General features: G+C 32.5%; 14 protein-coding genes. 11 read left to right on the forward strand and 3 right to left on the reverse strand.

Annotation, left to right across the window (positions count from 1 at the left end; all coding sequences use genetic code 11):
* Nucleotide 1 precedes the first annotated feature (1 nt).
* The 11 genes from ACFCYN_RS18795 to ACFCYN_RS18845 all read left to right on the forward strand — a co-directional run bounded on the left by ACFCYN_RS18795 (nucleotide 2) and on the right by ACFCYN_RS18845 (nucleotide 11,205).
* Entirely contained in the window at nucleotides 2–1,960 is a 1,959-nt protein-coding gene (locus ACFCYN_RS18795) for a VirB4 family type IV secretion system protein (RefSeq protein ID WP_375950953.1), read from the forward strand.
* Between the two features lie 4 nt (nucleotides 1,961–1,964).
* A complete protein-coding gene (locus tag ACFCYN_RS18800; RefSeq protein WP_375950955.1) occupies nucleotides 1,965–3,071 on the forward strand; it encodes a bifunctional lytic transglycosylase/C40 family peptidase in 1,107 nt (368 codons plus the stop codon).
* Nucleotides 3,072–3,081: 10 nt separating this feature from the next.
* Nucleotides 3,082–3,648, forward strand: coding sequence for a hypothetical protein (locus ACFCYN_RS18805; protein ID WP_375950957.1), 567 nt, complete (start codon nucleotides 3,082–3,084; stop codon nucleotides 3,646–3,648).
* Nucleotides 3,649–3,675: 27 nt separating this feature from the next.
* Nucleotides 3,676–4,536, forward strand: coding sequence for a hypothetical protein (locus tag ACFCYN_RS18810; RefSeq protein ID WP_375950959.1), 861 nt, complete (start codon nucleotides 3,676–3,678; stop codon nucleotides 4,534–4,536).
* A 243-nt stretch (nucleotides 4,537–4,779) separates the two neighbouring features.
* Nucleotides 4,780–5,028 carry a hypothetical protein gene (locus ACFCYN_RS18815; RefSeq protein WP_375950961.1) on the forward strand — a complete coding sequence of 83 codons (249 nt, stop codon included), beginning with the start codon at nucleotides 4,780–4,782 and terminating at the stop codon, nucleotides 5,026–5,028.
* Between the two features lie 7 nt (nucleotides 5,029–5,035).
* Nucleotides 5,036–6,676 carry a MobP2 family relaxase gene (gene mobP2, locus ACFCYN_RS18820; protein ID WP_375950963.1) on the forward strand — a complete coding sequence of 547 codons (1,641 nt, stop codon included), beginning with the start codon at nucleotides 5,036–5,038 and terminating at the stop codon, nucleotides 6,674–6,676.
* 9 nt (nucleotides 6,677–6,685) lie between these two features.
* The gene (locus ACFCYN_RS18825; protein ID WP_375950965.1) at nucleotides 6,686–7,129 is read left to right on the forward strand and encodes a hypothetical protein; all 444 of its coding nucleotides are present in this window, start codon (nucleotides 6,686–6,688) and stop codon (nucleotides 7,127–7,129) included.
* A 4-nt stretch (nucleotides 7,130–7,133) separates the two neighbouring features.
* Entirely contained in the window at nucleotides 7,134–7,400 is a 267-nt protein-coding gene (locus ACFCYN_RS18830) for a hypothetical protein (RefSeq protein ID WP_375950967.1), read from the forward strand.
* Nucleotides 7,401–7,425: 25 nt separating this feature from the next.
* Nucleotides 7,426–9,861 carry an LPD25 domain-containing protein gene (locus tag ACFCYN_RS18835; protein WP_375950969.1) on the forward strand — a complete coding sequence of 812 codons (2,436 nt, stop codon included), beginning with the start codon at nucleotides 7,426–7,428 and terminating at the stop codon, nucleotides 9,859–9,861.
* An 11-nt stretch (nucleotides 9,862–9,872) separates the two neighbouring features.
* Nucleotides 9,873–10,856, forward strand: coding sequence for a toprim domain-containing protein (locus ACFCYN_RS18840; RefSeq protein ID WP_375950971.1), 984 nt, complete (start codon nucleotides 9,873–9,875; stop codon nucleotides 10,854–10,856).
* 100 nt (nucleotides 10,857–10,956) lie between these two features.
* Nucleotides 10,957–11,205 (forward strand): toprim domain-containing protein, encoded by a 249-nt coding sequence (locus ACFCYN_RS18845; RefSeq protein WP_375950973.1) that lies wholly within the window; start codon nucleotides 10,957–10,959, stop codon nucleotides 11,203–11,205.
* A gap of 91 nt (nucleotides 11,206–11,296) precedes the next feature.
* Here ACFCYN_RS18845 and ACFCYN_RS18850 read toward each other — a convergent pair whose 3' ends face one another.
* The 3 genes from ACFCYN_RS18850 to ACFCYN_RS18860 form a co-directional block, all read right to left on the reverse strand.
* Nucleotides 11,297–11,836: a P-loop nucleotide/nucleoside kinase family protein gene (locus ACFCYN_RS18850; RefSeq protein WP_375950975.1), complete on the reverse strand. Its 540-nt coding sequence runs from the start codon at nucleotides 11,834–11,836 to the stop codon at nucleotides 11,297–11,299.
* Between the two features lie 227 nt (nucleotides 11,837–12,063).
* Nucleotides 12,064–12,234, reverse strand: coding sequence for a hypothetical protein (locus ACFCYN_RS18855; protein ID WP_375950977.1), 171 nt, complete (start codon nucleotides 12,232–12,234; stop codon nucleotides 12,064–12,066).
* A 177-nt stretch (nucleotides 12,235–12,411) separates the two neighbouring features.
* Entirely contained in the window at nucleotides 12,412–12,585 is a 174-nt protein-coding gene (locus ACFCYN_RS18860; RefSeq protein WP_375950979.1) for a hypothetical protein, read from the reverse strand.
* Nucleotides 12,586–13,356 lie beyond the last annotated feature (771 nt).

Here is a 13,356-nt window from a genome sequence, read left to right on the forward strand (position 1 = left end):
AATGAAACTTTTAACAACAGTGTTTTCACGGTTTAAACAAAGGGAAACAAATCTGACAGATAAAGAAAAGAATGGGTACAATCCGTATCTAGTAGCTGAAATCCAACCGCAAGGTGGGATCAAATTTGAAGAAGCGTTCATTCGAAAAGGTGATGGTTATGAAACATGCATCCATGTATATGATTACAATACATTAGTCAGTGATATGTGGTTAGAGCCGATTTTAAACATGCCAAATGTTGTTGCGACCATTGATATTTCAACACCTAATCGAAAAGAAATTGTCGACTCGATTAATAAGTCGATGGCTGAACAAAACGTTCGACACGCCACTGCAAAAGATAATATTGATCGCATCGATGCCAGGGAAAGTTTCCAGGAGTTAAGTGAAATGTATGATGCCATTACACAAGGTGAAGTCATGAAACGAATTCATCTACGTTTCTATATTAGCGCAAAAACACTCGATGAAATCGAGAGAAACGCAAAGGATGTTATTGAAAACTTAGAAGCTCAGAACTTCCGTGGAAGTATCTTCTTAAATGAACAAGAATATGAATGGGAGGGACTTTTTACAAGTTACTCGACACAGTTGAAGTATACGAATAAACGAAAAGGAAAAGAGATTCCATCTCTTTCTCTTGCAGGTGGATATCCTTTTCATTTCACATCATTAGATGATCCTTACGGCACTCATTACGGGACAACAGCTACAAAAGGTAATGTCATTTGGGATTTATTTTATAGTGACAATCGAAGAAAACATTACAATGCGTTAATGATTGGTAAAATGGGGTCTGGGAAATCGACATTACTAAAGAAAGTTGCATTAGATAATGCGATTAAAGGCTACTATACACGCATTTTAGACATTACTGGTGAATTTGAAGGGCTAGTTAAACAATTAGGAGGAAAAATAGTCGCATTAGATGGTAGTGAAGGGTTAATTAATCCTCTTCAAGTGTATGCGACTGCAATCGATGAAGATGGTGAAGTCAATGAAGAAGGTAGTTTTAGACAGCATTTAAGTAAATTAAATGTCTTTTATCGTTTTTTAAATCCAAATGCTCCTGATACAGAGCTTAAAGAATATGAAAATCTTTTACGAAATTTATATGTGTTAAAAGATTTATGGAGTGAAGATGGGTCGATTGACATTACAAAGAAAAAAGCAATTGAGTATCCGATTTTTTCGGATTTTCTTTCGTATGTACGAGACGAATTATACAGTGATTTTGATAAAAAAGTCCTTCGAACGAACTTAAGTGAAGATCGAATTAAGCGTTTAGGTGATATTGAATTAAACATTGATAACATGGTAACGACTTATGGCCAACTATTTAATGGTCATTCCAGTATCGAAAATATTAATAAAGAAAAAGTCGCTTCATTTCCACTTCGACACTTGTCTGCGATGAAGCCGGAAATCTTTCAAGCGCAGTTGTTTAATCTCATGAACATGTTGTGGGAAGGGATGTTATACAATGGTTCTCCTCAGTTTCGAGCATTTAATAAGAAGCAATTACGCTTCGAAGATGCCATTCGTTATTTGATCTTAATTGATGAATCTCATCACATCATCAATACTCGAAAAGGGTCTGAACATGGTGTGGAGTACATTGAACGATTTATGAGGGAAGCACGTAAATATTTCGGTGGCATCTTCTTTGCGAGTCACTTAATCACTGACTTTGTACCTGAAAATGCAGATATAGGTGCAGCAGAAAAAGTAAAAAATCTATTTCGTTTAACACAATATAAAATCATTGCGGAACAAGATTCCGAATCATTGAAGAAGCTACAAGAAGTCTTTGTGAACCAATTAACAGAGAGTGAATTAGCTCAAATTCCTTATTTAAGTAGAGGAGAAATCTTCTTAAGTATTTCAGGTGTAAAGAACATCAAATTAAAAGTAGATGTGTCAAAAGAAGAATTAGACTTGTTTGGTGGGGGTGCATAATGCTATGCACTTTATAGTAAATTTAATTCCTAAAAAGTTTTATGTATATGGTGCCACAATCCTCATTGTTAGCCTGCTCGTGCTAATTATGGGGATTTTTACTGTACTCGTCAACAACACTTCACAACAAGTAACAGATTTCGGAATAACATTCGATACAACAGGATTTGAGATTGGAAGTGCACCATTAAATGAATTAGTAGAAGGTTATCGTGATGATATTTACCGAGAAGCAATGGCCAACGGAATCTCTCAATATACAGACCTAATTCTGGCCTTAATGATGCAAGAAAGTGCTGGTAGAGGAAGTGATCCAATGGAATCTTCAGAGAGCTTGTGTGGTTATATTGGCTGTATTACTTCACCACAAGCGTCCATCACACAAGGTGTAAAACATTTCAAAAATGTAATGGAAAGTGCAGGACAAGACGTATTGCTAGGGCTTCAGTCTTACAACTTTGGTGGAGGTTTTATTGACTATGCAAAAGAAAAAAACGGTGGTAAATACTCGAAAGAACTAGCGTTTGAGTTCTCGCAAATGATGTATAGTCAGTTAGCATACACAGGGGATTATTCTTGTGTTCGAGGTGATTCAGTCCCAACGGGAGCCTGTTATGGAGATCCCTTATATGTAGATGCAGTATTAAAATATTATCATCCAAAGAGTGTTGCAGCACTTGATAGTTTACCTTTACATAATGGAAGTGCACTTGCAAATGCGAGCGGAAAATTAAAACTAGTTTTAACAGAAGCATACAAATATGAAGGCATGCCTTATGTCTTTGGAGGTAACAATCCGGAAGAAGGATTTGATTGTTCTTCTCTTATGCAATGGATTTTTAAAGAAGCTGATGTGAATCTTCCACGTACCGCAAATGAACAATATAAAGCTTCAACTAAGATCACACAAGCTCAATTAAAACCTGGTGACTTAGTCTTTTTTAGTGGAACATATAACGCTGGTGTAACGGTAACACACGTCGGCATTTATATTGGAAATGGAAAAATGTATGATACTCATAGCGTAGGAGTAGGTGAAACTGATTTAACTAATTCGTACTGGAAATCACATTTATATGCTTATGGTCGAGTGGCCAATTTTGATAATTAGGATGTGAAATATGGATACTATTAAACTAATAAAATGGCTAGGAGTCTATTTACTTATTTTTCTAACAGCTATAAATTTATACTTTTTTGTTCATCAACAGAAAGAAAATAGCAATCTATCTAAATTAAAAGAACAGAAGATTTCTCTTCAAAATAAAAACATGAAAATGAAAGAAGAAGTAAATTTATTTTCTCCTACTAGTCGAGAAAAGCATTATCAAGCGATGATCGAAGATGCAAAATTATTTGTTCACTCAGCTTATATTCAACAAAAAGAAGGGTATTCTGAACGCCGAATGGCTGCGAAAAATATCATGACGAATGAATTATGGAAACGATTTTTCCCGGCAAATACAACGTACCAGGACCAAATTCAGACAAGCATTTCAAACGAACAATATTATGTTCAAGAACTAAAACCGAATCAAAATCAAGTCGATGTGATGGTTACGTTTACGCATCAATTGAAAGTTGTTGCGACTGGAAATGTCGATAAAGCAAATTTAATTGTCGTTGTTTCTTTTCAAAAAGTGGGTGAGAAGTGGATAGCGACAAACATTAAAGATGTCAGTGATTGAAAAAATAAACTGAAAAGGAAGAGGTAGATGTTTAAACGAGATCGAGTGAACTTGCGAAAAAAATCATCTTTTTTTATGGGAATCCTACTTTTTGTGACATTAGGATTCTCATTTTTTTTATCTTCAAAATTCATTTTCACTGAAAAAATACCAATTAGAAATACAACAATCAATGAAGAATTATCGATTCCAGGTAGTGGTTCGGTCATCATTCAATCATGGTTGTATGATCCGTCGAAGAACGTAATGGAAGTCACACTTCTGACGAAAGATATCAAAAATCTGGAGAATGATGTGCTATTTAATGTCTTTCAACGAAACGGAAATTCGGATGGTTTACAAGTAAAAACGGTGTTTAATGATGATGAAATTTACGTCTTAAAAATCTATGGACTATCAAATGAATTTCAACAAGTAGCATTAGATGTCATCAAACAAACGGATGAAGAGTTTAATGAAATGGAACAAACGAGTCATCAAAAATCGGAGAAACATAAACAAGTTTTAACAACACTTTACGCAGATCAACGAAAAGTAAAACAAGAAAAAATTGACGTAAAAACAGATAAAGAGTATGAAGTTTATCTATCTGATGTGCTCATTGAAGAAACAAATCTTCAAATTAAAAAGGCTAGAAATAATATCCAAAATGAAGAAACAAAGCAACAAACGCTTCAAAATGAGATCAAAAAAAATGAAGAGAAACTCATCTATCAAACAGAAGATGAGAAGGCAGAAACGCAGAGTATCATTGATGGATACCAACAATTAATCAATGAATCAAGTGAAAAAACGAAAAAGTTTGAAGAAAAAATAACGTTATTAAATGAAAAAATTGAGAAGCTAGAATTGAAAAAAAGAGAGAGCAATTTAAGTGGGAAATTGTAAGATGAGAAGTGATTTATACTTCTTTTTTTGATTTTATAAAATAAATGAGTGCCGAATGACCGACGATTACCGATTTTCGAGATGCCGAATGACCGACGATTTGGGAAAAAATGGAGTACCCAAGAAAACACTAGGCTTTGCCTAGTCCCACAACCTTTTTGGGGGCAGTTTTTCCTTATGCTCTTTCTCTTCGATTTTAGTGTTTGGCCAAATTCAGTTCATTAACAAAAAAGGAGTATAGAAATGGAAATAAAAATTAGAAATCTAGATCCAGTGATTGTAAAAAAATTTGATGAGATGGCAAAGAAAAGTTCAATCTCACGAGATAAATTATTACGATCAATCTTAACAAAAATTGCAGTTACTCCTGAAGTAGATGATAGAGAAAAAAGATACGAACAACTAATTGCGAAAAATATTGAGATGATGGAATTGATGAGTCTTGAAGTTGGGCATTTACGAAATATCATTACAGAATTAATGGAAGAGTGATGACTACATGGCAACAAAGAATCGTGCAGCAAGTGTAATCGTGAAATCCAAATTTGTGTTACCTAGTAATACCACCTTTCAAACCTATATTGATTACGTAGATCGTGATGAAGCAAAGCGAAATGAAATGTATGAAGACTATTCGAGCTATAGTCAAAAGAGTCTTGTTCTTCAAAAAAGTAATCAAAAAAAATTTATTCAAGAGAAAGAACTTTTAATTGAGCGATTGAAAGAAAATGTTAAAAGTGAAAAAGAAAAAATCAATAAACTGTCAGCTAAAAAAGAACAATACAATGAGTATCAAGACTACTTGGATGATCTAAACTCGGTACAAAAACTATTTGCTTTTCAGTCTGAAATTTTTAGTTTTAGAGAGAAAAAAGAACTACAAGATACCTTTAATCAATTAGTTCAAAATCATAAATCGTATGAACAAGATTTTGCGATTGAAGAAAAAATTTTAGAGTTAACCACAAAACAGATTAGACTGCTTGTTAAACCAAAACTAGTAAAAATAGATGAAACAATCGAACGGAAACAAAACTATCTTCTTTACTTGGAAAAACGAATTGAAAAAGAAGTAAATGTGGTAGGTCAAACAAACGAACGTTTAAAACATTTTGATTCCTATATGGACTATATGGGCAACCCAGAAAAGACGTCTTCATTGTTTACGAGTAACACAAATCATTTAGATGATAAAGAGAAACTCGAAGTTAAAAATATTTTTCAAAATGCTCATGATAAAGGAAGTATCATGTGGCAAGATGTTATTAGTTTTGACAACAAATGGTTAGAAGAACATGGATTGTATGATTCAAAGACGCATGTTGTTGATGAAGAAAAAATGAAAGATGTTGTTCGTCTAGCGATGAATGAGATGTTAAAAAAAGAGAACATGGAGGATAAATCATATTGGTCAGCAGCCATTCATTACAATACGCAAAATCTTCATGTTCATATCGCAACAGTTCAACCTGAACCTACGAAAGAAAGAGGGAAACGGAAATTAAAATCATTAGACGCGATGAAATCAAAAGTCATTAACAATATAATGGATCGTTCTCGTCAACAAACAAAAATAAATGACATCATCCGAAAAAGTATTGTCGATTCAAAAAAGAATGACAATACTTTTTCATTTAAGAATCGTTCTTTTAAAAAAGATTTTCTCGCAATTTATAAAGGACTTCCCAATGATCGTAGACAGTGGTCATATGGCTATCAATCGATATCAGAAGTGAAACCAATGTTAGACAAATTATTAAAAGAATATATCGGAAAATATCACAAGAAAGACTTTCAAGATCTTCTCAAAAAATTAGATAAAGAAGTTGAAGTCTATAAAAAAACATACGGAGAAGGAAATATAAAACGGTATGAGAATTATAAAGAGAATAAGATAAATGAATTGTATAAACGATTAGGAAATGCTTTTTTACAAGAGATAAAAGAGTATGATAGGGCTCAAAAAAAATTAGAAAAATTGATTAAAAAAGGTTCTTTAAAGAGAGACAATCTGAAAAGAAATGCTGGTTTAAATCAATTGAAATATGGCATTGATCGGATGTTAAATAGTGAATATAAAAATTGGAAGAATCAAATGGCATATCAACGTATACAACAAGAAATTGAAATGGAAAGGTGATGACAAGTAGTGAGTAAAGAAATACGATTTACGGTAGATCAAGAAACAATCGATTTCCTAGACGATTTAAAAATGGAATTAAAGATTCGATATAATGGTGATGTATTATCACACTTAATAACGGAGTATAAACGATTAAAAAAGCAACAGTGGTCATTGAATCATATTACGCATTCAGCGATGACGGTCTTAACGGATTCGATTAATCAAAATATACGAGAAGAGTTAAAGCGAGTCAGACTAGGGACAAATAATACAGATCGAAATACTCAAATCTTAATCGAACTATTCAATGGATTAATCTATCATCAGGATATTCCTGACATTATCACAACTGAAGATATAAAAATGGCTGCAATTAAAACGGCTGAAAATATCGTTCACGAGCGAATTGAAAATAAACGACAAAGAAAAATTGATTGGGAAGAAAAACATCAAAAAAAGGAGAGGTAATAACATGACAGTATCATTAGGAATTGTCAAAATGGTAGGGGAAACTGAGGTAATCTTATCAAATGGAAAGGAAGATTTTGTAATTCCATTAACGCCAGATGAAGTGAAATGGTTACATTTTAAGCTATTAAGTGAAGATGAGTTAATTATTCCATTTGATGAAAATTCAAAAAAATTAGTAGAGGATTTACCAATACCTTCTGAATGGAACTTAGAAGAATTACAGGCCGACGATAGTTATGAAGTTGATGAAGAGGGTAGCGTAATATAAAAATAGATGGAAAGGATGGTTAAAAATGGCGATAAAAGCGTATCAACCTAAAACCTCTGAAGAACGAAAAAAAGAGATACATGATCTATCAGAACAATTGAACCAAAAAGTAGATTTCTATTTTCATTCATCTGAACAATTAAAAGAGTACCTACTATTTAAATCGAAATTCTACAATTTTTCGAATCGAAATGCAGCGTTAATCGAAAATCAATTCCCAGGGGCAGAAGCTGTTGGGAATTTTCAATTTTGGAAGAAAAATGGGTTCACAGTCAACAAAGGTGAAAAAGGCATTAAGATCTTCAAACCAATGAAATTTGACTATTTCAGACGTGAGAAAAATGGACCGAAGATCCCAATTAGTAAAGTAACAGAAGAAGAAAAACGATTGATTCAAGAAAAGAAAATCAAAGTCTATACAGAATTAAATTATACTATTACGCATGTGTTCGATATCGCGCAAACAAATGCGAGGGCTGAGGATTTACCAAAGCTTTTTCCAAATAGATGGTTAGAGGGCAAAGTAAAGGATTATGAGTTAGTCTATCAAGCATTAGAAAAAATTGCTGAAACTAACGGAATCAAAATTGTAGCACCATATGAAGAGTTAGGTGCAGCAAAGGGTGTTTGTTACTCCGAATTAAAACAAGTTGCCTTAAATCCTAGAAACAGTGAACTACAAAATGTAAAGACTTTGATACATGAACTAGTTCATGCTGTTCTTCATACCTTGGAAAAGCGAAATGACTACAATCAACATGAACGAGAATTCCAGGCAGAATTAACTGCATTCACAGTAGCTTCATACCTAGGGCTAGATACATCTGAATATAGCTTAAAATACATTCACTACTACACTCAAGATGAATCAAAATTCGAAGATAAAATTCGTTTGTTAGATGAAGTAAAGGAAATTGCACATTCGTTTATTGAAACAATCGAATCAAAGTTAGTACAAGAAAGAAATCAAGGACAGGAAAAAGAGGAAACGCTAGAACCGAAAGTCGTTTTTGAGTACTCAGACATAAATGAAGTAATACAAGGAACAGAAATGACCTTTAAAGAAGCGAATGACTTCTTATTTCAGTTTAACCAGGAGCTACAGAAAACGATTAATGAAGATGGTACTCTTAGACTGAAAAATAATGAATGTTTTGATGTATCAGTAAAATATAAAGTGATCGACGTTAAGGGAAATATCTATACACCTCAAACGTTTATGATGTCAAAAATGGAAGAGAACCAGACGTTTTCATCCATCGCACAACAAATTTACATTCAAGAACCAAAACTATATAAAGAGCTTTGTGAAACCTACTTACTGTATGGTGGAGAAAAAGTAGTCCATAAAGTAAAAAATGGAAATGACCTATCTCTTGAAGAAATTCGAGAACGTTATGGTCATTTTTATTATGTTCAAAATAACATGTCCAAAGCAGAGTTAGTTCCTATTAAGGATATGACGGATGAACAGATCCAACGAGTGTTTACAGATCAAAACTATCTCAATCTCTTTAATCAACCAGGTATGTCCGAATTAACAGATGACAAGGATATTCTTAAACAAATTAATCAGTTTGATGGAAGAATGCTCGGTTCTGATAAAGTTATCATCATTGATAAACACATCACAGATCCAATGGGATATGTTGTTTGGAGTGAAGCAGTCATTACGAAGCAATTAATGCCATTGAAAGAATTAGATAAGGTCTTACAAGAAGCTGAGTTTGAAGCAAAACATCATCCTGGGTATGAAAAAACGAGAGTCCATTACCTATACCCTAATGAAAATGGTGAAATGATCGTAAGAGCAATGGACAGAATTGATTTCGGAGATGGATCTTTCAAATCGATTGTTGATGAGTTAAAGAACCATCTTTCACACAAAAAAGATCTTGAGTATATGCAGTCTAAATGGGATATACAAGTAATTAGAGAAGCTGGTCCAGTCTTAACAAAAGAACATGTAAAAAAACAAATTGAACATTATGTAGTTGAAAGGTTACAAGCAACAACTAATATAAATAGAGGACTTCGTGCATATGGAAGTACTCGTTCTGAAGAAAATGAATGGATGGTTGATAAGTTTACTCATATTGCGATGAAAGAAGAATTTTACACGAAAGAAGACGTAAATGATATTCGTGAAAGAACAACTTCTAATTTTTATAATGAATTGCACAAAAAAGATCAAGAGAAAATCCAAACGTTAGAAACAGACTACACAACGTATCTTATCTTGCTTCAAAAAGAAAAAAAAGGCCCTTTGACTGAAGAGGTGATTCTTGACCGTTTAAATGCCGAAAACGCGTACTATCAGTCAAAAGAAACGTTACTGTCTACTGGTGTCATGACAAAAACTACAGTTGGAAAGATGGAAGAAAAGGTATCAGCTCTTTTAAAGGATCATAGCCTACAAACATCATTTGTGAAACCATTCACACATGAAATGGAAAGGTAGTGGATTAGTTGGTGGCAACGTCAAAATATGTCTCATCAGACGAGATTTTAAGCGCAAAACAGATTCATTTAATCGATTATTTAGAAGCAAAAGGCGAACATCTAAAGAAAGAGAGTGGAGCCAGTTATTATCGCCACCAGGAACATGATTCGCTTGTCTTTAAGGATAATCTCTATTATTGGAATAGTAAGCAAGAGAAGGGCGTAGGAGCTATCTCTTTTGCGATGATGTATTATCGATTAACCTTTCCAGAAGCAGTGAAAGAAATTAATGACCTAAAATATAACGAAAAAAATAGAGAAAAACGTCTAATTGAACTAAACAAAAAGCAGGGACCATTTCGGTATCCTGCTTTTTTAGATGTCAAAGAGACAGACGCAATACAAAACTACTTAGTAAATGAACGTAAAATCAACCCTCGCTTGGTGGAGTGGTTAATAACAAATGAATTTATCGTCCAGGATCTACGGAAAAATGTCGTCTTTAAGTGGAAAAAACAGGATGGTAAAGGCGAAGTAGTAGGGGCTAACCGTCAAGGGACAATCAAAATGGTTAATAAGAGAGGCAGTTTCAAACAAATACTTCCGAATGGAAAAGAGCATAGTGGATTTACGATTGATATTGGTAAACCAACAAAGGTTATTGCGTTTGAAAGCCCAATAGACCTCTTGTCCTATTGGTCTATTAAACAAAACAACTTAACGAATGTACGATTAGTGAGTATGGATGGATTAAAGCCTAAAACCATCGTTCAATCGCATATTGATGCCAAAAAAGAAGGACATGTCATTGAGAAATGGGTACTTGCGGTTGATAATGATGAAGCTGGTTTGAACTTTATAGAAACCATTAAGAAATTAGTAAAGACATCTGTACTTGAAGTGGATCTTCCAAGTGAGAAAGATTGGAATGACCAATTAAAAAAGCAAATGAAAATAGCCAATATGAAGCAATTAAACATGAAAAATAATACCGAATTAGTATTAGAAAGATGAAATTAGAAAGACTGATTTCATTTTATAATTAGTCTTTCTTTATCTTATTAGAAGAAAATATCACGTGCCGTAAGGGTTAATAAAAAAAGGAGTAATATAAATGAGCAGAGTGGTCATTTTAGCCGAAAAACCATCACAAGCAAAAGCCTACGCCAATGCCTTTTCAGTAAAAAATAGAACGAAAACATCCATCGAATTAAATTCATGCAGCACATTTCCAAACGGAGCAACTATTACATGGGGAATTGGACATTTAGTGGAGCTAAAACAACCTGAAGAATATAACCAGGAGTGGAGGGGGATTCCCCCACCCCTTGCCAGCCACCACCCTAAAACAAGGGGAAAATAGAAAACAATGAAAGAATTGAAATAGTTGGATGTGATTCATCTATGACAATGCTTTTGATCTTATTTAACTATTACATCATTTCAATAAGAGGTTATATTATTTTATATTTTTGATTATTCCTTATTTCATTTAGAACACTGGTAAAGTCTTGAGTGGTATTTCTACTTGTATCCAAAAAGTACCTTTCATCTAAGACTGATTCCTTAAATTCATTGACTAATATTAGACAGCGTTCACCCATTCTATTCTCTGGTATTCTCGTATTATCTCTGTTAATTATTGTTTGATTATCTGCCCATAAAACAACATATATTACATCCACTTTTAAATCTTTTAACTTTTCATGAAGCCATTTTGCTTCTTGTGGGAAAGTTACAAAATCCACAACAACATCATTGCCAGCATTAAGAAAATTTCTTGTAAGACTTAGAATGTTGTTCCAAATTAATGAGTTTTCTTTTTCACTTTCCCATGGTTTTTTTCTTCCTTTAATGTGCATATGACTTACATAATCACCTGAAATATATGCACTATTGCTAAATGTATTTACAAGTGCTTTTGAGGTTGTAGATTTCCCTACTCCTGCTGGCCCTGATAATATATAAACTTTATTCGTATTATTATGTTCCATTTTATTAATCCTCCAATTGATAGATAATAATAAACTTCTACTTAAATTACTGTATTTCCTTGTTCAATTAAATTGCCATTAGTTACAAGAATGACCTTATTTTTAGGTGAATTTCGTATGCAATCTAGTTTACATAAACATCATTATCGGCAATAAAAACCAGGATCTTTTTATACTGATCCTGGTTGTATCTTATGTAACTAAAGCATCATTCATATAGTGAAGTCTTATTTTTTATTTCTTTCAGTAACGTATCTAGAAATTAAACCTACCCCTAATCCAAAAGTTACAACTATTAATATTATATAATTAGTTTTTATTTTTCCTTGAAGAAAAGGAAAGACCATTGTACTAATGAGAAAAACTAAAAGCATTAAAAAAATATCCAATCTTTTCACTTTAGAATCCTCCTTTTTAGCATAATTAACCCAATAATACACGAATTCCTGTATTCTCCAATCTATAAAACAATATTTCTAATACAACTAAACTGACAGTTGTTGAATAAAAAAATCGACTAAACAGCCGATCTTGTTGTTCAACTAAAGTATCATTTAGTTACATAGTTTAATAATTTATTTACCATCTCCATGCTTAAAGAAGATTATAATTTGAATTATTATTCCTATGGCTATGAAAAGTAAAGCTATGTTTTCAAAGTAACGCGGACCACTAAAACTATTAAAACAAGTTAGAGCTAAAAGTATTGTGCCACTTGAGATATAAATAGCTGAAACAACTGGTTTCATTTCTCATCTCCTTAATTGCTTAATTTAACAAAAGCAGCAGTTAGTTCAATAAACAGAATTATTATCTTTCAGATTTATTAATAATCTTCGAAATTGAATCAGATTGTTTAAATACATATATTTCCTCATTTAAATGAATTTTAAAAGTTTGATTTTCTCTATTAAAAGTGATTTTTACATTATGAAACTTAGGACTATTTATAACATAAATTGTTTTTGTTTCCTGAGAGTATGTTCCTTTGTAGGATTCAGTACCATTATTATAATAAAAAGAGTTATCATAATTTTTATCAAATGAAATTGTAACAAAAGGGAGTTTGTCGCAATGATAAGTTCCATTTAAAACAGGTTGATATTTTTCTATTCTAGGAGCATTTATAGCTAAAATAATAAAAATTAAAACTAACAATAAGATTATTACTTTATTAATACCATTTGCCCTTTAATTTCAGCCATTATTACTCACACTCCTTACATTAGTAATCTTAATGTAAAGATATTAAATTTTAAGCTTGAATAATCCATTTAGGAAAAATAACTTACATCTTAATTGAACCATACTGCCATTACTTGAATAAAAAAACGAGCTACAAGTAACTCGTCTTCTTCAACTAATGCATAAATTAGTTGAATTGGATTTTATTATTTTTAGAGTACCAATTAATAAATACAACGACTTCACTTACTAATAAACCAATTCCTATCCATTTAAATAGATAGATATTGTTATGATTAAGAGATATTTGCTTATTGAACGTTACAGCTAATAAC

Origin of the sequence: Gottfriedia sp. NPDC056225 (assembly GCF_042267765.1) — a bacterium.
Taxonomy (GTDB): Bacteria; Bacillota; Bacilli; order Bacillales; family Bacillaceae_G; genus Gottfriedia.

Coding starts and splice junctions, on each gene's coding strand:
- ACFCYN_RS18850 (WP_375950975.1), bottom strand. CDS start 11,836: ATGGAACATAATAATACGAATAAAGTTTATATATTATCAGGGCCAGCA.
- ACFCYN_RS18815 (WP_375950961.1), top strand. CDS start 4,780: ATGGAAATAAAAATTAGAAATCTAGATCCAGTGATTGTAAAAAAATTT.
- ACFCYN_RS18835 (WP_375950969.1), top strand. CDS start 7,426: ATGGCGATAAAAGCGTATCAACCTAAAACCTCTGAAGAACGAAAAAAA.
- ACFCYN_RS18810 (WP_375950959.1), top strand. CDS start 3,676: ATGTTTAAACGAGATCGAGTGAACTTGCGAAAAAAATCATCTTTTTTT.
- ACFCYN_RS18860 (WP_375950979.1), bottom strand. CDS start 12,585: ATGAAACCAGTTGTTTCAGCTATTTATATCTCAAGTGGCACAATACTT.
- mobP2 (WP_375950963.1), top strand. CDS start 5,036: ATGGCAACAAAGAATCGTGCAGCAAGTGTAATCGTGAAATCCAAATTT.
- ACFCYN_RS18830 (WP_375950967.1), top strand. CDS start 7,134: ATGACAGTATCATTAGGAATTGTCAAAATGGTAGGGGAAACTGAGGTA.
- ACFCYN_RS18795 (WP_375950953.1), top strand. CDS start 2: ATGAAACTTTTAACAACAGTGTTTTCACGGTTTAAACAAAGGGAAACA.
- ACFCYN_RS18845 (WP_375950973.1), top strand. CDS start 10,957: ATGAGCAGAGTGGTCATTTTAGCCGAAAAACCATCACAAGCAAAAGCC.
- ACFCYN_RS18805 (WP_375950957.1), top strand. CDS start 3,082: ATGGATACTATTAAACTAATAAAATGGCTAGGAGTCTATTTACTTATT.
- ACFCYN_RS18800 (WP_375950955.1), top strand. CDS start 1,965: ATGCACTTTATAGTAAATTTAATTCCTAAAAAGTTTTATGTATATGGT.